Origin of the sequence: Spiroplasma endosymbiont of Dasysyrphus albostriatus (assembly GCF_964019495.1) — a bacterium.
Taxonomy (GTDB): domain Bacteria; phylum Bacillota_I; class Bacilli_A; order Mycoplasmatales; family VBWQ01; genus Spiroplasma_E.
On sequence record NZ_OZ026447.1, the window covers coordinates 1,233,067 to 1,254,563 of the forward strand.

At 22.5% G+C, this 21,497-nt stretch carries 27 protein-coding genes; 21 read left to right on the forward strand and 6 right to left on the reverse strand.

Features of this window, described 5'->3' with window-relative positions; translation table 4 throughout:
* Positions 1–24: 24 nt before the first annotated feature.
* From AACL11_RS07525 to AACL11_RS07595, 15 genes are all read left to right on the forward strand, one after another.
* Positions 25–963, forward strand: coding sequence for a BspA family leucine-rich repeat surface protein (locus AACL11_RS07525; RefSeq protein ID WP_338987186.1), 939 nt, complete (start codon positions 25–27; stop codon positions 961–963).
* A complete protein-coding gene (locus tag AACL11_RS07530; RefSeq protein WP_338987188.1) occupies positions 956–1,078 on the forward strand; it encodes a hypothetical protein in 123 nt (40 codons plus the stop codon). Before AACL11_RS07525 ends, AACL11_RS07530 begins: the two co-directional genes overlap by 8 nt.
* A gap of 267 nt (positions 1,079–1,345) precedes the next feature.
* The gene (locus AACL11_RS07535; protein WP_338987190.1) at positions 1,346–1,705 is read left to right on the forward strand and encodes a helix-turn-helix domain-containing protein; all 360 of its coding nucleotides are present in this window, start codon (positions 1,346–1,348) and stop codon (positions 1,703–1,705) included.
* A 28-nt stretch (positions 1,706–1,733) separates the two neighbouring features.
* Positions 1,734–2,234, forward strand: a complete 501-nt coding sequence (locus tag AACL11_RS07540) for an IS630 family transposase (RefSeq protein ID WP_338988468.1) — start codon at positions 1,734–1,736, stop codon at positions 2,232–2,234.
* A 76-nt stretch (positions 2,235–2,310) separates the two neighbouring features.
* Positions 2,311–2,532, forward strand: a complete 222-nt coding sequence (locus tag AACL11_RS07545; RefSeq protein ID WP_338987192.1) for a hypothetical protein — start codon at positions 2,311–2,313, stop codon at positions 2,530–2,532.
* A gap of 23 nt (positions 2,533–2,555) precedes the next feature.
* The gene (locus AACL11_RS07550) at positions 2,556–2,744 is read left to right on the forward strand and encodes a hypothetical protein (RefSeq protein WP_174481134.1); all 189 of its coding nucleotides are present in this window, start codon (positions 2,556–2,558) and stop codon (positions 2,742–2,744) included.
* 1 nt (position 2,745) lies between these two features.
* On the forward strand, positions 2,746–2,931 hold the full coding sequence (locus AACL11_RS07555) for a hypothetical protein (RefSeq protein WP_338986930.1): 186 nt from the start codon (positions 2,746–2,748) through the stop codon (positions 2,929–2,931).
* A gap of 17 nt (positions 2,932–2,948) precedes the next feature.
* Positions 2,949–3,326 (forward strand): hypothetical protein, encoded by a 378-nt coding sequence (locus AACL11_RS07560; RefSeq protein WP_338987194.1) that lies wholly within the window; start codon positions 2,949–2,951, stop codon positions 3,324–3,326.
* 16 nt (positions 3,327–3,342) lie between these two features.
* Complete coding sequence (locus tag AACL11_RS07565) at positions 3,343–4,542, forward strand: hypothetical protein (RefSeq protein WP_338987196.1); 1,200 nt, start codon at positions 3,343–3,345, stop codon at positions 4,540–4,542.
* Between the two features lie 14 nt (positions 4,543–4,556).
* A complete protein-coding gene (locus tag AACL11_RS07570) occupies positions 4,557–6,254 on the forward strand; it encodes a hypothetical protein (RefSeq protein WP_338987198.1) in 1,698 nt (565 codons plus the stop codon).
* Positions 6,255–6,257: 3 nt separating this feature from the next.
* A complete protein-coding gene (locus tag AACL11_RS07575; RefSeq protein WP_338987200.1) occupies positions 6,258–7,076 on the forward strand; it encodes a hypothetical protein in 819 nt (272 codons plus the stop codon).
* A gap of 617 nt (positions 7,077–7,693) precedes the next feature.
* Complete coding sequence (locus AACL11_RS07580; protein WP_338987202.1) at positions 7,694–8,587, forward strand: hypothetical protein; 894 nt, start codon at positions 7,694–7,696, stop codon at positions 8,585–8,587.
* A gap of 4 nt (positions 8,588–8,591) precedes the next feature.
* Positions 8,592–8,714, forward strand: a complete 123-nt coding sequence (locus AACL11_RS07585; RefSeq protein ID WP_338973392.1) for a hypothetical protein — start codon at positions 8,592–8,594, stop codon at positions 8,712–8,714.
* A gap of 16 nt (positions 8,715–8,730) precedes the next feature.
* Positions 8,731–9,972: a hypothetical protein gene (locus AACL11_RS07590; protein WP_338986711.1), complete on the forward strand. Its 1,242-nt coding sequence runs from the start codon at positions 8,731–8,733 to the stop codon at positions 9,970–9,972.
* A complete protein-coding gene (locus tag AACL11_RS07595; RefSeq protein WP_338987204.1) occupies positions 9,923–11,938 on the forward strand; it encodes a hypothetical protein in 2,016 nt (671 codons plus the stop codon). Before AACL11_RS07590 ends, AACL11_RS07595 begins: the two co-directional genes overlap by 50 nt.
* Before the next feature lie 93 nt (positions 11,939–12,031).
* On the opposite strand, the gene AACL11_RS07600 is transcribed toward AACL11_RS07595, so the two are convergent.
* Complete coding sequence (locus AACL11_RS07600) at positions 12,032–12,238, reverse strand: hypothetical protein (protein ID WP_338987206.1); 207 nt, start codon at positions 12,236–12,238, stop codon at positions 12,032–12,034.
* A gap of 163 nt (positions 12,239–12,401) precedes the next feature.
* Here AACL11_RS07600 and AACL11_RS07605 point away from each other — a divergent pair, with 163 nt between their 5' ends.
* Complete coding sequence (locus tag AACL11_RS07605) at positions 12,402–13,646, forward strand: ISNCY family transposase (protein ID WP_252319108.1); 1,245 nt, start codon at positions 12,402–12,404, stop codon at positions 13,644–13,646.
* A gap of 162 nt (positions 13,647–13,808) precedes the next feature.
* On the opposite strand, the gene AACL11_RS07610 is transcribed toward AACL11_RS07605, so the two are convergent.
* The 5 genes from AACL11_RS07610 to AACL11_RS07630 form a co-directional block, all read right to left on the reverse strand.
* The gene (locus AACL11_RS07610; protein WP_338986545.1) at positions 13,809–14,693 is read right to left on the reverse strand and encodes a hypothetical protein; all 885 of its coding nucleotides are present in this window, start codon (positions 14,691–14,693) and stop codon (positions 13,809–13,811) included.
* 237 nt (positions 14,694–14,930) lie between these two features.
* Positions 14,931–16,361 (reverse strand): hypothetical protein, encoded by a 1,431-nt coding sequence (locus AACL11_RS07615; protein WP_338987207.1) that lies wholly within the window; start codon positions 16,359–16,361, stop codon positions 14,931–14,933.
* Positions 16,324–16,896: an IS630 family transposase gene (locus AACL11_RS07620; RefSeq protein ID WP_338988471.1), complete on the reverse strand. Its 573-nt coding sequence runs from the start codon at positions 16,894–16,896 to the stop codon at positions 16,324–16,326. The genes AACL11_RS07615 and AACL11_RS07620 overlap by 38 nt, the downstream gene beginning before the upstream one ends.
* Entirely contained in the window at positions 16,853–17,212 is a 360-nt protein-coding gene (locus AACL11_RS07625) for a helix-turn-helix domain-containing protein (protein ID WP_338973555.1), read from the reverse strand. Before AACL11_RS07625 ends, AACL11_RS07620 begins: the two co-directional genes overlap by 44 nt.
* Before the next feature lie 91 nt (positions 17,213–17,303).
* Positions 17,304–17,651: a hypothetical protein gene (locus AACL11_RS07630; RefSeq protein WP_338987208.1), complete on the reverse strand. Its 348-nt coding sequence runs from the start codon at positions 17,649–17,651 to the stop codon at positions 17,304–17,306.
* Positions 17,652–17,714: 63 nt separating this feature from the next.
* Between AACL11_RS07630 and AACL11_RS07635 the strand changes: the two genes are divergently transcribed.
* From AACL11_RS07635 to AACL11_RS07655, 5 genes are all read left to right on the forward strand, one after another.
* On the forward strand, positions 17,715–17,906 hold the full coding sequence (locus AACL11_RS07635) for a hypothetical protein (RefSeq protein ID WP_338987210.1): 192 nt from the start codon (positions 17,715–17,717) through the stop codon (positions 17,904–17,906).
* A 20-nt stretch (positions 17,907–17,926) separates the two neighbouring features.
* Positions 17,927–18,874, forward strand: coding sequence for an Mbov_0401 family ICE element transposase-like protein (locus tag AACL11_RS07640; protein WP_422397950.1), 948 nt, complete (start codon positions 17,927–17,929; stop codon positions 18,872–18,874).
* Positions 18,875–19,198: 324 nt separating this feature from the next.
* On the forward strand, positions 19,199–19,687 hold the full coding sequence (locus AACL11_RS07645; RefSeq protein WP_338987217.1) for a hypothetical protein: 489 nt from the start codon (positions 19,199–19,201) through the stop codon (positions 19,685–19,687).
* A 34-nt stretch (positions 19,688–19,721) separates the two neighbouring features.
* On the forward strand, positions 19,722–20,033 hold the full coding sequence (locus tag AACL11_RS07650; protein WP_338987219.1) for a hypothetical protein: 312 nt from the start codon (positions 19,722–19,724) through the stop codon (positions 20,031–20,033).
* A 461-nt stretch (positions 20,034–20,494) separates the two neighbouring features.
* Entirely contained in the window at positions 20,495–21,379 is an 885-nt protein-coding gene (locus AACL11_RS07655) for a hypothetical protein (protein WP_338986545.1), read from the forward strand.
* The last annotated feature ends 118 nt before the right edge of the window (positions 21,380–21,497 follow it).

The following is a 21,497-nucleotide window of genomic DNA, read 5'->3' on the forward strand; positions in this document are numbered from 1 at the left end:
GAAAAAATATTAGGGGGTAAATATATGTCAAATAAAGTTAAAAGACCGATGAATGCTTATATGCTTTTAAAAAAAAATAAAAAAAAATTTTTTATTATCTTTTTATTATCTATTTTTTTAATTGGCGGAGTTATTGCAATTTATTTTTTGGTTAATTCAGAAACAAAAATAATAACAATTAAAACACAACAAAATACAATTTATATTGACATGAATGATAAACAAATAACAACTAGCGAAAGAGATTTATCAGATATAGATACTAAAGAAGTTATTCAAATTGGATTTTATAAAAATGAGCAAGAAGCAATTCAAGTTGTCAAAATGCCAAAAACAATTGAAAAAGTACCTGATCAATTACCAACAGAAATAACTTCTTTAGAAGATATGTTTAAAACAGCTTCATCATTTAATCAAGATATATCAAATTGAAATACTTCAAATGTAACAAATATGTATTGTATGTTTTATAGAGCAAGAAAATTTAATCAAGATATATCAAATTGAAATACTTCAAATGTAACAAATATGACAGGTATGTTTGAAACAGCTTCATCATTTAATCAAGATATATCAAATTGAAATACTTCAAATGTAACAAATATGACAGGTATGTTTGAAACAGCTTCATCATTTAATCAAGATATATCAAATTGAAATGTTTCTAATGTAACAAATATGAAAGGAATGTTTTATTATGCTATTTCATTTAATCAAGATATATCAAATTGAAATGTTTCTAATGTAACAAATATGACAGGTATGTTTACTAGAGCAAATGATTTTGATCAAGATTTATCAAAATGAAATGTAGACAAAGTAACAGAACATGATAACTTTGCAAACTATTCAGGAATTACTAATCCTAATAAATTACCAAAGTTTCAACCAAAATCTATCTATAAACAAACAATTAAATCAGCAATTATTCAAAAAGAAACTGAGGTAAAAACAAATGTTTAATAAATTAAAAGAAAAATTTAAAAATAGAAAATGTAAAACTGGTTCATGTGAAAATAACAATAAACCAGTTGCAAAGTCAGAATTTGAAAATAAAAATGAAACTGAACATAAATAAATATTTAGTTTTTTAAATATTTTAATTCATTTAAATACTAATTTATTATACAATTATCTAGTTACTGGTGTGGTCTGGCGATGGCACTGGTAACGATTATATTTAATTTGAGATATTTAATTGTAATCAAAAATTAAATGTGATATATAGCTAACGAAAGTAATGTTTACTCATAAATAATGTAAAATAATAATATGTAATTTAAACAATTCTTGCACTTACAAGTATAATTCAGCAATAATTAAAATAGATTAGGAAGATTAAATTATGCCAAAACCATACAGTGAGGACTTACGAAGAAAAGTAATAGAAGTTTATGAAAGTAAAAACATGAAAATTAAAGAAATTTGTAAAGTGTTCAATATCACTAGAAAGACTTTATTTTTATGAAGAAAAAGAAAGCAAAAAACCGGAAATATAAAATCAATTTTGAATTATCAAAAAGGACATAGCCACAAAATAAAGGATTTAGATGAATTAAAAAATTATTTAGCAGAAAATAAAGATGTTACAGTTCAAAAAGTAATTGAAAAATTTGGTGATATGACAAAAGAAACAGTTTATAACTATTTCAAAAAACTAAATTATACATATAAAAAAAACTTTTCTATATGAACAAAGAGATAAAAATAAACAAGAAGATTTTTTAAAAGAAATAGCGAAAATAATGAATGAAGATTTGGTATATATTGATGAATCTGGAATTGATGATAATGAATTTTATAAATATGGTTGGTCTGAAAAAGGTAAAAGATTATTTGATAATAAACCTGCATATAAAATAAAGAGAATGAGTATAATTGGTGCACTAAATAAAGGTAAATTAAAAGCTCTATGAGCATTTGAAGGACATTGCAATAGTAAAATTTTTGAATCATATGTTAAAAATATACTAATTCCAGTATTAAAGTGTGGACAAATTATAGTTTTAGATAATGCGACGTTTCATAAATCTAAAGCAACAAAACAATTAATTGAAAATGCTGGATGCAAACTATTATTTCTTCCACCATATTCTCCTAATTTAAATCCAATTGAACATTTTTGATTTGCTATAAAACATAATATAAGAAAAATATTACCAAATTATTGACCAAATATTAAAAACGCGATTGATTTTGTTTTTCAAGATATGAGTAAACATTACTTTAGTTAGCTATACCATTAAATAATGATAATGCTTCATTAAATTGAGATTACAATCATATGAGTTTATAAAGGGAGTGAAAAGTATGAATAAAGATATAGAAAAAGATTTAAAAATTATAAAAGAAAAAGAAACAACGCTTAAATTTGGTTATGAAAGATTAAACGAAACATTAGATTTAAGAAATAAATTAGTTAATAGATATGAAGTTATTCCCACTCCAAAACAACAGGAATTAATGGAAAAAATAAATAAAAAAATTGATAATCTTATTGAATTTATTTTAAAAAATGAAATAGGAAAATAAATAATTGAAAGGAAAATATTCAAATGAAAGAATTTTTACATGAATTAATAATTATTGGAACAAGTGTTGGAACATTAATTTGCAGAGAAATTATTGTTTTATTAAAAAGATTTATCACAACTCCAAAACATGTTAGAGCAAATAACAAAATTATCAAACATCAAAAAAAATTAGCAAAATTAAACGAAAAAATTAATAAAGGAGAAAAATAATATGACAAAAATTGAATTTAATGAAAAATATAGAAAACAAGATATCAGTATTGATAGAGATTTTGATTTACATATTGATAATTGTTTTAAATTTTCTGATATTGAAATATTGGAAAATGCTGTTAATGATTATAAAAAACTAATAAGTGAAATGCCACAATTAGTTAAAGATTGATTATTGGGATAAGATTAGGAGAATGTTAAATGTTAGAAAATGAAAATAATGTTCAACAAACAACTGAACCTTTAACTGAAAACAATGCTTCTTCACAAGAAATAGAAAATAAAGTTAATGAAGCAGAAAACAAGTTAAATAAACTTAATCAAGAAATAAAAGAAAAAGAAATAATTAATATATTTAAAAAATATCAAGTTAAAAATGAATTTTATGATTATTTAAAATTTAAAACTAATAATTTAGAAAATTCAAAAATTGAAGAAATTATTAAAAAAATGATTAAAGAACAACCAGTATTTAAAGAAACAATTAATACAGGTGGCAAACCACAAACAATAATAACAAATCAACCAAATTCAATAAAAAGTACATTATTGGATTATAAAAATAAAAATAAATTATAAGGAAGGAAAATAAAAAATGGCAGTACCATTCAAACAAAATTTAGATAATACCGAAAAATTAGTAGAAGCACCAGAATTTATAGAATTTTTTAAACAATCAAATAGTCCGTGGGCAAGTTTTTTTCCTATCGAAATGGTTAATTCAACAAGAATTGAATTTATAGTTAAAAAACCAAAAGACCCAAAAGTTAAAGTTCTTCAATGAAATGATAAAAGTAAAAGAATAGATGTTGGATATGCTGATACAGATAAAATTATTAAAGAAATTACAGAAGAAGCCGTTGCTGGCGAAACAATTGCAGCAAAAGATTTATTAGCAGAAAATGGTCAAAATTTATTACAAAGTATGCAATATGAAGTTGCTAATGATTTAGCAGATTATTTAGCTAATAACAATACTAATGTAATTGCAAAATATGCAATTAAATTTATGATTGAAAAATCAACAGAACCAAAAGCACAAGCAATTAAATATGTAGAAGCAATGTTGGGGGCATGAAATACATTATTTCAATATAGAAATATTGCAAATTGTAGATTCTTTATTACTAATTCTCTTTATGATAGTATAGTTTATTTGGCAGATAATAAAGGTTTAATTACTGATAATGAAATTGCACAACAATTAAGATTAAATGGTAATGATTTATATATTAAAGGTGTTTTATGTCAAATTGTAATGGATGACTATATGACTTTTAAAAATGATAAAACTGATGATGAAATTATGTCATTTGTTTTAGCAACACCAAGAGCAATGAAAAGATATATGTTAGAAAGAACAGTTATTTATGTTCAAGAAGTGGCAGATGGTAAAGTTGGAAGAATGTATTTAGTTGGTGGAGAAGTTACAGGTCAAGCCATACCTTATATTTCTAATAATGAAACAACATCACGTTGAATGGCATGTGGAATTATTAATACTGATAAAACTGATTTAAAAACTAAAATTACAAATTTAACAACTGATATTACTGCAAATGTTAATAACAATAATAGTGAATTAAATACACAAATAAAAAGTACTAATGAACTTAAATCATTAAATCCAAATTTAACAAATCCAACTATTAAATATTTTAGTGACGCACAAGGAAAAACTAATGTAAGTAATCAAAAACAAAAAGCAGGTGACTTATATATAACTATTACTGCAAATGTTAATGACTTAAATTATAAAGGAACAACAAATCCAATTAAAATAACTCTTAAATAAAGGAAATTAATACCATGCCAATTGGTACAACTAGTACAGCAATACTTTTAAACATAAATAAACCAAAACATACTAGAATAAGTAAACAACAAGAAAATAAAAGTTTTTGATGAGAAATTTTAGAAATGATTGGTGTACAAGTAATAGCAGTAGCGCTTGCTCCTTTTACTGGTGGATTAAGTGAAACTTTTGCACTTGGATTAGGTGCAAGTGATTTAATTGCTAGTATTAGTGCTGTTGGTGTAGAATTTTTAACTGATTTTACTATTAATCAAGTTTATGATTATTTAAAAGGAAATGTAACAAAATTAAATACTTTCTTTAATGTATTACCTGCATTTGCTGGACTAAATAAAATTAGTCGTGGTTATCGTACTACTAAATTTATTAAACTAGCACAAAAAACTAAAACATTAGAACAAATAGGTGTTAAAGAAGCAAAAAATTTACAAGAAATTATTAGTCAAATAAGTGGAAAAGAAATTTTAACAGATAAAATTATTGGTAATAAACGTTATTTAATGAATTATAGTTTTACTCCTAATCGTGAAACAGTATTACGAGATTTAGGTTATGTTGCTGAAAGACAATATAAGAATAATTTTCAAAAATTAGAAGCACAAGAGTTAAAAGATTACTTATTATTACAAAATACATTAATAAAATTAAGTCCACAATTAACTCCTAAATTTAAGATTAAAGATATTGAAAAAGCAAATAATTTTTTAAAAAAATATAATACTGAATTAAAAGAAGTATTAAAAATGAATCAACATGATTGATTAAATTTAGTTCATACAATACATACAGAAAATAGATATGGAAAAACTTTAATTTTGGATTTACAAAAAATTCGTGCCAATGCTATTAAATTTAATTTTAAAAATAGTATTATTCATCAACTTGTTTTAAAAGCAAATCAAACTTTTAAATATTTTGATATTAGATTTTACTTAAAAAAAGGTTTAAATAAATTTTGAAAAAATACACCATATTTTGAAAAAATACGAGAAAGTATATATAAATTACAAGAAAAATTTGAAAAGTTAGAAAAACAAGCATTTGAGAAAATTAAAAAATTAAAAGAAAAAGCAACTGATTTATTTACTAGTGTAGAAAAAAGAGCAATTAAACATGCACAATTAATTCCATTAAATTCCCCAGTATTTATGGGTTGCAAAATTCAACCTTTATCATTAGATAAATGTGCAATTACTATTTATCATCGCAATCCTAAATATAAACCAATTACAGTTGTTGATAGTATTCTTAAAGAAGAAACTTTTGTTACTCAAATACATCCATTCCATTGATATCGTTGATATAGTGGTTGATACATTGGTTATGGTGTTAATCATAATAAATGATTAAAAGCAATAGCATTTGCTCCACCAGTGGTACAACAAGTAATTAGAGATAGTTTTAAAGTATATAGAGAAATATTTAGAACTATTAGAACTTATCATAAAGTAGTAAATGTTATTAATAATCCTATTGAAAATATTAATAAATCATTTAAAATTGTTGGTTTAAAATTTTCAATTAATACTTTATTTGGAACAGGATTATTGCATCATTTAGAAAAATTTGCATATAGTCAAGTTGTAGAAAAAGGTAAAAAAAAGTTACAAAAAGAAATTATCCATATATCACATAGAAAAACTAAAATAAAAACTAAGCATTATAAAAAAGCATTTTTTAAGGAATGATAAATTATGATTAATAAACTTTGAACTGATGTCAGTCTTGAAAATTATAATAACTGATATCCATTAACTGGAAAAATTACAGAAACCCCACAGCAATATATACAGACATGACCTAATGTTAATGATTGATTTAAAACTTTTGCTATTCGTGCTCAAAATGATATTAATGCTTATCTTGATTTTATTTTATCTAAATTTCCTTTTGATAGTTTTAAAGATGAATTAATTAAAGAAACATTAAGAGATATGGTTTATGTAATGGTTGAACATTGAGTATTTAATCGTACACCAATTGAATTTAATGTTGATGCTACTATTCAATTTAATAATGGTAGTCAATTTAGTGCAAATAGTATTCCTACGATTAATGTTTGAGATTTAGCACCTAGTAGAATGAAAATATGAGCAAGATTAACAGAATTAAAACAAATATTTTCAAGTTATAATGATGATGAAATAGATATTGAAAAAATTGACTTAAAAGCATTTTATACTAGAAATCAAGTTGATGAATTAATTGAACAACAAAAAGAATTTACATTATCAAAACAAATTAAATTATATGATGATTTAGTTGATGATAATGAAAATGAAATATATAGAGGTCCTGTTAGTAAATTTGTTAATAAAGGTTATGTTGCAACTGATTATGATAAAGAAACTGAAACAATGATTTTAGATTGACCAGATGAAATTGGAACATTACCACCCGAAGCATTACAAAATAATCCACAAATTGGTGATTATACACATGCACCAACTTGTGATTTTTCTGCTAAACAACAAAACGAATTACTACAAATGAAAATGAAATTACCAAATTAAATAGTGAATTAATTAAAACAAACCAAAATATTAATGATGTTAAAAATAATTGATTTAATATTGAAACTAGTCCCTTATGAAAAAAAATTAAAAATGAAAATATTAAAACAGATACATGATATATTACTGATTGAACATATTATTTTATCGATAGTAAACAACTTATTATAAGTAATAATAAATTAACTAAATCTAATATAAGAATTACTAATGGCCAAATAGAACAAAAGCAAATAATAATTGAAAATATTGATGTTAATATTGATAAAGTAACATTATTATATGATGTTGATTTAATAAAGTTTATTGCTACTAATAGTACAAAAAAGTATACACCAATAATTCATAATATATATCAATATCAAGGTACTGGAACACCAATTGAATTTATAGCAGAAGAAAGTATTGAACGTGATTATTATACAAAACTAGAAACTAATAATTTATTAGATAAAAAACAAAATAAATTAATTGCTGGTGAAAATATTAAGATTGATGAAAAAACTAATACTATTAGTACTACTGGTGGTAAAGCTGATTTATCTGATTATTATAAAAAAGAAGAAGTAAATAAAAAATTAGAAGATACAAAAGCATTATTTCCAATTGCTTTTTCTATGAATGCTATTGGTCAAGAAATTCCTACTTTAGAAACTGAACATAAAACTATTGTTGATGCTATTAATCAAAATAAAAATAATATTGATAAAAAACAAGATAAAGAAAATTGAGTTGTAATAGGAAAGAAAGTTGATAATAGAACATGAGATAATTTTAATATTGACCTTAATAAAACATATCGTGTATTTATAACATGACACAGAAATGCACCTGAGCAAAATGGTTATCCATTAATGTTATTGTTTAAATCAGCAAAAGCAGTTGGAACTGGTACATGAACTCTTTTAATTGGTAAAATTGATAATAAAGATGCTTCTTTAATTCTTAAGGCTGATTATACTAAATCTACTAATAAATGAAGTTTATTTATTAAATGTGAAATTGATGGTGGTGCTATATTTAGTTTTGAAGAATTAAAAGAAAATACTTATCAAATTACTAGTAATACATTAGATATTACTTCACCAAGTGTAATTAATATAGATAAACCAATTAAAATTAGTTCAAAAAGTTTAGAAACTAATGAAATAGAAGAAAATATTTGAGATATTGAATTAAAAAATAATCCAACACCAATTCCAAGTGGTTCAAATTGAAAAGAAGTAGGAACAAGAGAAAAAAATAAATGAGATAATTGACAAATTACTTATGATTTTCAAGAGAATAAACATTATAGAGTTTATTATTCTTGAAGTATATATAATCCAGTTTATACTATTCAAGAATTTATTATAACTGATAAAAAAATTGCTGGTGTACAAATACAAACCTTTAATGATAGTGCTAATATAGTAATTTTATCAGTTCAACATGCAAAATTGATTACTATTTATACTGTAAAAGGTAATTTAAAAGGTAATGTATGAAAATTAGAAGAATTACAGGAATAATATTATGTTTTTTAAAATTATAAAAATTATTTTAGGTTTAATTGGAGTTTTATTATCTTCTGCAACAGCAGGTTTAATTATATTTATTATAGTAAAAATTGTATTAAAAATTAATCAAATATTTTAGAAAGGTGGTGAATATTATGTTAAATCCATTTAAGAGAAAAGAAAAAAGTAATATTAGTGATAATCAAAATGAAAAAGTAAAATTTTTAAATAATAAAAATAAAAGTACACATGCTTCCATTTTAAATTATTTTGGTTTTAATGATTTTAATCATGAAACTTATTTTACTGATTTTGTAGCAGAAAATAATGCTAATTTATATAATGCTCCATTAGATATTAATAATGAAACTATTAAACAATATTTAATTAAACAAGAGTTTTATAGAAAAAATTGAAATTCTATTTTTAAATTAAGTAAATTAGGAATTAGTGGTTATTTAATTTTTATTGCTAATGATGATTTATATTTTCAAGTAGTAGATATCCAACAAAGAGTTTATGATATTACTGGTAAATTAATTCAATGTACTATTTTTTATGATAGTTATCAACAAAATGCACAAATTGTAAGATTATTTGAAGTTTATACATTAAATAATGAACAAGTAACTATTAATCGTGCAATTTATAGTATTAGTGATAATAAAAAACAATTTCCATTAGATTTTAGAACATATAGTAATAACCCTAATTTAGCACAAGAACAAACACTAAATATTAACTATATACCAATAGCAATTATGCGAAATAAAGCAAATGAGTTAGCAGATTGTGATAAAGTAATGGATAAAATTAAAGCATTAGATGTTATTTATGAACAAATTGTTTTAGATACCATTTTAAATTCACCTAAATTTATATTTAGTCAAACTTATGGTAATGTTCAATCAGCATTAGAAGAAGCAGTAAGAACTTTGGTTACTAAAAACTACATATTTAAAAGTGGTGGAGATAATAATGAACAAAACGAAAATATCAATATGACAAATAGCAACTTTAAAGGTAAAAACTTAACTGATATATATGATTGAAATGTTAATGAAATATTTAAACGTTGTGGTATTCATATACCAAGTCAAAAGAAATCTGCACAACAATCAGTACCCGAAAGTACAGCAGTAAATATTTCAACCATTAATTATATTGAACAAAAATTATGACAATTTAATATTGATATTCTTAAATTTATTCAAATATTAGTACGTTTAGATAAAGATTTATTAAATAGTAAAACATTTAATATTAATGATGACCAAGAAATTAATAATTTAATAGTTAAATTAAAATTATTTAATCCCGAAAATAACCAATTAATAGGAGAGAACAATGGAAAACAACAACAAACCACAAACGAAGTTTCCACAGAAACAAACTAAACTTAATCAAGCAGAAGTAGAAAATGATTATTTAATTGATAATATTCCTTATGACTTTACTAATCTTATGAGTAGCAAAGGTGACCCTGAGCTTAAAAGAGCATATGATGAATTTAAACTAAGAACTTTATATATTTATGAAATTGAACGTTTATTTAAAAATAATGAAAATAATACTTTAAAATTTTCAGCAAATACTATTAAAATAGGTTTTATTGATATTGATAAGGTATTAAAAACTACTGCTGCTGAAACATCAGACTTTACTATGCAATTAAATCAAAGAGCTAGCACAAATATTAATGATAATACAATTGAATATAGTATGACTGATATTAAAAATTTAATATTTCAAGAAATAAATTTATTAAATCAATTTAAATTATATGCAGTTTCAATTAATGAACCTTTAAGTGAAAATAATATTGATAATTTATATATCATTAATAATTATTCTCAACCTTATCAAAATCCAAAAACTAGAAGTACTAAAAGTATTACTATTATTAAAATTAAAGATTTTAAAACAAGAGATGGTTATCCAATCATTATTAAATTACAAAAACCATTAGATAAAGATACAAAAGTAACTGGTTTAAAAATTAAAGCTCCTAGAAGCATGATTTTTGGCAATATAAAGGTACTTGGTGAAGTTGACAATATGGAAGTATACCCAAAGTTATTTGTCAAAGATAAGATAGCATTTCCGCTGTTATCAATGCCTATTGAAACTCAACCAAAAGTTAGAATATTACAACAATGATTTAGTGAACAAATATTACCTTGAAATTTAGCAAAACAATTTATAGGAAAAGAAAAATCAATTTTAGATTTAATTGCTATTGGTGGTGGTACTGAAACAAGAAAAGAAATTATTAATAATGCAAGAGTAACTAATGCTAAAATAGGTTATGATGTTACTAAAAATTCAAAAGTATGACCATTATCTGATGAACTAGAATTAAAAGATACAAAATTAGAGTCATGATTTTTAGTAGGTAACAATAATCTATTTATTTCTACAACTAATAAATTTCATGATGTTGAATTAGAAATAAAAGATAGACCACCAATTGATAGTTTACAAAAAGTATTATTAGATATGCTAACTTACACATATACTTATAATAGAAATTTTGATGGTTTTAAACCAGATACTTTAAATACAAAAATAGCGGAATTACGTGCTAAATTTGAAGGACAAAAACCAGAAGAAGTTATTACAAATTTATTTAAACAATGGGAATTAGATTACCCGAATTATGTAAAATTACAACAAGTACAAATTTTAAAAAAAATAATAAATATGCTTTCAAAATATATTTATTCTATTATTTCAATTAATAAAGGTTTGAATGATGATTGTAAACTTTTATTGCCTTATTATTTTGAATTAAAATCAAATCCAATTCATACAAATCCAACTGATGTTTGAGAATTTAAGGATGTAAAAGTAGTATTAAAATCTGAATATTTTGATTTTACAGATATTAATAATATTAAACTAAAAAATAATGATATTAGTCAAAACGAATTATTTAAACTAGATGATAACCAATTTAACTGACTATCTATAACTAATGAACTTGAAAGTAATAATATACCTTCATTAATTCCTGCTGATTGAACACTTGGTAATGGTGAATATGGTAAGTATTTTACAAAAGCAATTATTGATAAAGCAAAAATTGAAAATGCTTTAAATTTATATGGCTCAAATAAATCTCAATTATTTTCTAAATTAGAATTTTATAAAGAAATATCGCAAATTGATAATGATAATGAATTTGAATTACAAATTGAAAATCCGATTAATAACTTAAATCGGATTGAAATTAGTGGTTTATTTGGTTCTGGTAATTATGATTTAATTTTAATTACTGATAAACAAAACATAAATTTAACTAATATTAGTTTGTTTGATAAGTATAATGAAAATATTTCTTACATAAATTTAGAAATTTAGATTTTTTTATTGAAATATCCATCTGGATAAATTCCATCTCATTTTATATCAACATTAGGATAAGAAGGATTAATAGATAAATATAAAGTTATCTTATGAATATCATCTGTTTTTCTTTCTCATATCGTCGTACAAGCCCCCCCAGTGGACATTACCATCATAATCTAAATAATATTGCAAATCATTAGTTTTATTATGTGCTATTGAACCAATTATTAAACCAGTTACTCCACTTACTGCACCAGTTAGTGCTAATGCTAATGTTATTTTACTTAAATTTGTTTTTATTCATGTTTTCATCTTAAATTACTCTTTTTTTCCTTGATTTTACCTCTAAATTTTACTATTTTTGATTATTTTTACAAGTATGCTTTAAAAAGTGTCATTATTTAGTGATAATTTCCTATTAGTTATCGAGTGAAAATTTCCCAAAAAGTGAGGTTAAATATACTTGGTGATAAATATGGAAAGAAGCATGACTATGAAAGAAAAATATAAATATAAAATTATAAATGACATTATTATTAATAAATTATCTAAACATCAGGCCAAGAATAAACTTAACCTAACTATTAGAAGAATTAACCAATTAATTAAAATTTTCAATAGAGAAGGTAAAGTTGGTTTTATTCATAAATCTAGAAATAAAATTTCTAATAAAGTAACAAAAATTGAAATCAAAAATAAAATTATAAACTTATATAAAACAAAATATTATAATTTTAATTTTCAACATTTTCATGAAAAAATAATTAGTGAAGAAAAAATTAAAATTTCATATAGCACACTTTATACTATATTAATCAAAGAAAAAATTATTTCACCAAAAAGACATAAAAATAAAAAAAATAACTTACATCCAACTAGAAATCGTAGAACAAATTTTGGTGAATTAATTCAAATGGATGCAAGTAATCATCATTGATTTGGTAATGATAAACCAAAAGCATTTTTACATGCTGCAATTGATGATGCTACAGGAAATATTGTTGGACTATGATTTGATCATCAAGAAACATTAGATGGTTATTATAATGTTTTTTATCAAATTTTAACTAAATATGGCATACCAAAAACATTTTATACTGATAACAGAACAGTTTTTGGATATAAGAAAAAAATTGATGCAGGAAATATAAATACAGAAAATGATACTTATACTCAATTTCAAAAGTGCTGTAATGATTTAGGTGTTGAAATAATTAGAACTTCAATTCCACAAGCTAAAGGTAGAATCGAACGCTTATTTGGAACGCTTCAAAGTCGATTAATTAGTGAACTTAGACTTAATAAAATTAAAAATTTAAAAGAAGCTAATCAATTTCTTAAAATATACATAAGTATTTTTAATAAACAATTCGGTTTTCCTATTGATGATAATAAATCTGCTATGATTAAAGCTCCTATACAAGAAGAAATAAATATTTATCTTTCAAGATTTTCTAAAAGAAAAACAGATAGTGGTTCAACTATAACATACTATGGTAAAAAGTATTTTTCTTATAAAAATAATAAAGTTCAATATATACAACCCAGAACTGACGTAATTGTACTTAAATCGTTTATTAATGAGTTATATCTTAGTTATAATAATCAAATATATCAACTAAAAGAAATACCACTAAAGCCAATTATCAAAGAAGATTTGATAAAAACTAAAAAAGTTTATATACCAAATAAAGACCATCCTTGAAGATATGGTTATTAATAATACATAATTAAAATTAGGCAAAAAATAGAATTCTATAAGAGATTTTATTTTTTGAATACTAAATCATATAAATTTTTAAATCATTTGTATATGAGCAAATTTGGTGTCTTAAAATTAATTTTAAATATATAAAGATATTACAATTGTAATATCTCGTTTTTAAATTTGTGGCAAGCTTGGTTTATATCCGCTTGTTGAAGATTGAACTTGTAAATCTGTTGAATTTATTTCTGAAATATTTAAATTTGATTCCATTTTGTTATTTAGATTTAATTTTCCATAAATTGCTAAACTTAAGACATCATTACACATATCTAAAATAGTTTTATTAATAAATTTAGCAAAACTTTTTTCTTCTGCAATAGAACCATCACCACTTCCCTTATAAGTTGCATTCAAATCTAAATTCGTATTTGTCAAATCAATTCCATATAAATATCATTCTTTGGTGCTGATTTTGTTTGCATAATGTTTTCCTAAATAGTAAATTTTGTCTTTTTTGTTAGTAACATTAATGCCAGTTTCTTCTCACATTTCATCAATAACTGTTTGATAATGAGTCTTATTTTCAACTCCACCAGTTATAGTGCTATATTCACCTATTTGCTTATTTTTAAATAATGGATTGTATTCTTTATTTAATAAATAATGATATTCATTATCTTTTAAAACATAGGGCAAAATGGCAACTCCTTTATTATTATTTCAAGGTTCTTCAACACCACAGTAAAAGTCTTCTTTAATTAATTTTACAAAAGTAGTTCCTCCATTTGTACATGTACCATTAAAAAATTCTAAATTTTCTAAACCACCATTAACATGTCTTTTTTTATTATACTTTTTATGACGATGTTTATGATTAAAAATTTCAGGTTGTTTTAAATTAATTGGTAGTTGTTGTAAATTAGTTAATGATTCTTGTAAAGTTATTGAGTTAGTTAATGATTTTATTGGCATAGATTGTACTTTTTGTTTTTCATTATGAAATAAAGGAATACTTAATATTCATAATTTAAATAAATAACTTGGATTAAAATATTTCATTTTAATACCTCTTTCAAAATAAGAATTAATAAAAATATATCTAAAATTATATATTGATTTTAACATTTTTTTTAATTTTGTAGAAAAATAGTGATATTGATAAAATTTAATTTTAATTAATGATTTTGGGAAATTTTTACTCGATATTGACAGTATGCTTTAAAAAGAAAAATAACGCCTAAATACAAGGCGTTTATTTTGTGATACCTATACTATTAATTATATTGAAATTGTTTATTATATAGCAAATGTGAAGATACTTTTTTTCACACTAGCATTATTTTTACCCCTAATTACATTTTTATATGGATACAAGGCATAAAACAACGCATCATAAGGGTCTTGATACATATTTTTGTCTGGAATGTTAGTTTTTGTTTCATCATAACGTAACTCTTCTAAACATTGAGTAGTTTTTGGTAAATCATCTTTATTAGCATAAAAGTTTCCATAACTCATAATATTTCTCATTCATACTACTCTATTAGTTAATCCGGCTTCTTGATTTAAATTTGAAGCATGTTTAATAGCAGTTTGTGTTATTAAAATAGTATTATGTTCATCTATTAATTTTTGATTTAATCAATCCATTGCTGTTCTTGCTTTATCATCATAAAAATAAATTGCTTGTTCAAAATTTTCAAAATTATCCATTAGTCCTAAAATTTCATTAACATAAGCATTAATTTTTTCATTTTCATTAATAAAATCATTTGGTGTAACTACTAATTCACAAATAATATAAGCATCATAATAACCAGTATTATTATATTCTTTAAAACCAACTATCATAAATACAGTATGGTCTTTTGGCCCCGTAGCTCAATCAATACCAACACTATAAAAATCAAATTTATACATTTCTTTTTCTTCATTATAAAATTGTTTTAAATCATATTTTTTTCAATATTTTACTACTTTTTGAAATGGAAAAATTGTTGCATCACTATCTAAAAATTCAAAACCATAAAAAACAGTATTATATTCATCTGGATTACTTTTTTCCATTTCTAATAACGTTTTTTGTTGAATTTCAGGTAATTTATCTCAAAACAATTTAATAGTAAATCTTAAAACAAATAAACCTAAACCACTAAATATATCTTTATTTTCATAATAAACTTTGCCAATTTGTTCAAGATTTTTCTTTATTTTATCATTTAATGGTAAAAATGGTGTACAGTATTTTAAATAAAATGGATGATACTTATCATAAGGATTACATGTAAAAGTAATAAAGAAACTTTTATAAAAATAACGAGTAGTCTTTTTCCCAAAATTAGGACTATATATATTTTTATCAATAAAAGTTCAACTTCATTCTTTAATAGGTTCTTTTGATACTTTAATACGATTACTTCTAAACATAGAGTTTTGTAAACGTTCATATCGATATGTTAATTGTTTTTCAGTTAATGTTTCCTTTTCTTCTGCCATAATAATTTCATCTGTTCTTGAACCTAAAAAACTTGAACCACCAGCTTCTTTTCCAAAAATCTTATTACCATTAGCATAACCAATAAAGTCAATTTGTTGATTACTAGGAAAAATAATACATCCACCGTCCTTAGTAATTTTTCATTTAATTCCATGTGGATTATTAGGTAATAAATTAATATTATATGTATAGCTAACTAAAGTAATGTTTACTCATATCTTGAAAAACAAAATCAATCGCGTTTTTAATATTTGGTCAATAATTTGGTAATATTTTTCTTATATTATGTTTTATAGCAAATCAAAAATGTTCAATTGGATTTAAATTAGGAGAATATGGTGGAAGAAATAATAGTTTGCATCCAGCATTTTCAATTAATTGTTTTGTTGCTTTAGATTTATGAAACGTCGCATTATCTAAAACTATAATTTGTCCACACTTTAATACTGGAATTAGTATATTTTTAACATATGATTCAAAAATTTTACTATTGCAATGTCCTTCAAATGCTCATAGAGCTTTTAATTTACCTTTATTTAGTGCACCAATTATACTCATTCTCTTTATTTTATATGCAGGTTTATTATCAAATAATCTTTTACCTTTTTCAGACCAACCATATTTATAAAATTCATTATCATCAATTCCAGATTCATCAATATATACCAAATCTTCATTCATTATTTTCGCTATTTCTTTTAAAAAATCTTCTTGTTTATTTTTATCTCTTTGTTCATATAGAAAAGTTTTTTTTATATGTATAATTTAGTTTTTTGAAATAGTTATAAACTGTTTCTTTTGTCATATCACCAAATTTTTCAATTACTTTTTGAACTGTAACATCTTTATTTTCTGCTAAATAATTTTTTAATTCATCTAAATCCTTTATTTTGTGGCTATGTCCTTTTTGATAATTCAAAATTGGTTTTATATTTCCGGTTTTTTGCTTTCTTTTTCTTCATAAAAATAAAGTCTTTCTAGTGATATTGAACACTTTACAAATTTCTTTAATTTTCATGTTTTTACTTTCATAAACTTCTATTACTTTTCTTCGTAAGTCCTCACTGTATGGTTTTGGCATAATTTAATCTTCCTAATCTATTTTAATTATTGCTGAATTATACTTGTAAGTGCAAGAATTGTTTAAATTACATATTATTATTTTACATTATTTATGAGTAAACATTACTTTCGTTAGCTATATCTAATAAAACTTGACAAACATTCATTAAAGCACCAATTGTAGTTTCACTATGAGTATTTTCATATCGTCTTACTTCTTGAACACTACTATCACTAAAATTACAACATATAAATAAATCAAATGCTAAACAATTTCAAGTTTTTCTTGTTCCCCGTGCTGTTGGTATAAAACGATAAAAACAATTAGTAGTAAAATATTCTGCTCATTCATCACCAACAAATGTTTTAAAAATATCTCAACTAAAACCATAATTATTATCACTAAAATTAAGATTATATTTTTTATTTAGTTGTGCATAACTACTAATAAAAGCCATATTTACTTCTTATTAACATATATAAGTTAAAATTAAATTATTTAAAAGAAAGGAAAATTAAAAATGATAAAATTACCATTTCCTAATCATTTTGATTGAGACAAACACGATTTTAATCAAGATGAATTAAGTTTAAAACAAACAGAAGAATTATTTGCAAAAATAGATGAACAACTATGAAATGAATGTAATAAATCTGAATATAAATCATATAGATTTAGACAACGAAAATTAAAAGCAAAAAAGGTTTATTAACTTATAAACGACGTATTTGTATATATTATAACCCAAAAACACAAAAAAAGGAATTTGTTTCACTGCTAGATAATTATCTTGGTGTTAAAAAATATAGTAAACTTGCACCTAATGTTATTAAACAAATTTTAAAATTTTTTGCTGATGGAAAAAAGTATCGTGATGTTTGTGATACTTTTATTGAGGATTTAATAAGTACTAGTACAGTTTGTAGAACATATCAAAAATTTCAATTACCAAAAATTAATATCCCTAAAATAGTATTGCAACCAAATCAAACTTTATATATAAATATTGATGATGGGCATAGAAAATTTAAATTTAATGAAAAACATAATACTAAAAATTGTAAAAAATGTTCTATGAGATTATTAGTATTTTGTACTGGTAAAAAGAAAAATGGAAAATTAATTAATAAAAGAGCAGTTTGTAAAATAAGAGTATCAAAAACAGAAATTGGTGCAGAAAAAACAGCTAAATTTATTCAAAAATATGGTAATTTATATTTTGAAAACTTTGACCAAGCAAATTTAATAGTTTGTGGAGATAGTGCAAAATGAATTAGAAAAACTGCTACAATTTTAAATGCTAAATTTATTTTGGATAAATTTCATGCTTTTCATGTTTTATTTCTTGGTATAATGGCAGGTAGAAGAAAAAATAAAATTGCTAAATTACACTATGAAAATGCAATAAATTTATTTGCAAAAGGTCAATATTATGAATTAATTGATTTTTTACAATTACTAACTTTGCAATATAAAAAATTAAAAGTTGGTTATTTTATTAATGCCAAAGATGGCGTATTAAACCAAGCACTAGTTGAAAATATTGGTTGCTTTACTGAAACTAATATTAAACAAATTTTAAAGCATATGATTGGCGATAGAACTTATAATATTGATATGTATACAAAAATGGTTAATTTTAAATGCTATCAAATAAATACCGCCATCCAGTTATTATAAAATAAAAACTTAAATTTAAAAATAACTAAAAATAAAATAAAATTTATTAAAGTAACTATTAATAAGGATTTTTGAATTGTAAAAGTAAGTATTATTGTGTCAATATCGAGTGAAAATTTCCCAAAAATATTTATTAAAAAATTAAATTATTTTGGAAAATTACAGTGTTAAATAAATACAAATTTCAAATAATGCTTAAAAATTTTAGTTCCTTGTTTTCATATAGGAACTTTTTTTGTATAATTTAATTAAACTTAATATAAGTTTTTAACTCATTATTTTATTTTAAAATAAATGAGTTTTTTTATTTGAGAGGAAGATTTTATGAATAAAATTATATTTCGACAAATGTATAAAAATACTTATAAAGTAATATTTAAAGAACTAATAGAAACTAAAAAAATGATTGATTTTATAGAAAAGTCTAAATTTAAGTGTAACGATAAGGGAGAACCAGAATTTGATGGTCTTGATAAAGAAGCTCTTAAAGAGTTATTTGGCCTTATGTGAAAAGATAGATTAAGTGATGAAAAACAAAAATTTGTTAATTTAGGTGCAAATTATATTAATCAATCACCTATTTTTCAAAATAAAAAACAAGAAAGAAAATTTTTAATTAATAAAAGTGAAATACTAAAACAGATGAATTTATTTTCAAATAAACCTTGTTTAATAACAGGAAACATTTTTAATCCTAAATTTCTAAAATCAAACGAAACTTTTTCATTGAATTGTAAAAATGAAATAAATTCTATAGATTTGCAAAATCAACTTTCAACAAGTAGTACTAAATTAAACTCAGTAAAAATTTAAATTATTAAGGACTGAACTTATTATCAAAAAGAAAATGAATCCAGAATGAGAAACAATGTTTTTAGAAAATAAAGAACAAAAACAAGATAGTATTGAATTAAAAAGAATAAATACTAATAAAAATGAAATTGGTATTGAAGCCTTTGATTATTTTAAAGATGAAATTAATAAATCGAAAAAAAGAAATGACAATTTATTTATAGAAAATATAAATCAAAAAGTAAATTATTTAAATAAAAAAAATAACAATCTTATAGTTGAAAATAAACAAATTAATGAAAGATTAAAACATTTAGACAAAAAACTTTTAAATCTTAAAAAATGGCGTTGGAAATTAACCAAATAGAAAATAAAATATCAAAAAATATTAAATATTTAACAAGTAGCACTAAACCAAGCTCACCAAAAATGTAAAAAATAAGATATTGTAATTACAATATCTTTTATATTTAAAATCAATTTTAAGATATCTAATTTGCTTATATACAAACGATTTAAAAATTTATATGGTTTTGTATTCAAAAAATAAACATCTCTCATTAGAGATGTTTTAAATTAAACATTTGGTAGTATAAAATAACTTTACTTTTGGGAAATTTTTACTCGATAATCAATGGGAAATTATCACTAAATAATGACAAATTAAAGATTGTATTGTCAATATCGAGTAAAAATTTCCCAAAATCATTAATTAAAATTAAATTTTATCAATATCACTATTTTTCTACAAAATTAAAAAAAATGTTAAAATCAATATATAATTTTAGATATATTTTTATTAATTCTTATTTTGAAAGAGGTATTAAAATGAAATATTTTAATCCAAGTTATTTATTTAAATTATGAATATTAAGTATTCCTTTATTTCATAATGAAAAACAAAAAGTACAATCTATGCCAATAAAATCATTAACTAACTCAATAACTTTACAAGAATCATTAACTAATTTACAACAACTACCAATTAATTTAAAACAACCTGAAATTTTTAATCATAAACATCGTCATAAAAAGTATAATAAAAAAAGACATGTTAATGGTGGTTTAGAAAATTTAGAATTTTTTAATGGTACATGTACAAATGGAGGAACTACTTTTGTAAAATTAATTAAAGAAGACTTTTACTGTGGTGTTGAAGAACCTTGAAATAATAATAAAGGAGTTGCCATTTTGCCCTATGTTTTAAAAGATAATGAATATCATTATTTATTAAATAAAGAATACAATCCATTATTTAAAAATAAGCAAATAGGTGAATATAGCACTATAACTGGTGGAGTTGAAAATAAGACTCATTATCAAACAGTTATTGATGAAATGTGAGAAGAAACTGGCATTAATGTTACTAACAAAAAAGACAAAATTTACTATTTAGGAAAACATTATGCAAACAAAATCAGCACCAAAGAATGATATTTATATGGAATTGATTTGACAAATACGAATTTAGATTTGAATGCAACTTATAAGGGAAGTGGTGATGGTTCTATTGCAGAAGAAAAAAGTTTTGCTAAATTTATTAATAAAACTATTTTAGATATGTGTAATGATGTCTTAAGTTTAGCAATTTATGGAAAATTAAATCTAAATAACAAAATGGAATCAAATTTAAATATTTCAGAAATAAATTCAACAGATTTACAAGTTCAATCTTCAACAAGCGGATATAAACCAAGCTTGCCACAAATTTAAAAACGAGATATTACAATTGTAATATCTTTATATATTTAAAATTAATTTTAAGACACCAAATTTGCTCATATACAAATGATTTAAAAATTTATATGATTTAGTATTCAAAAAATAAAAT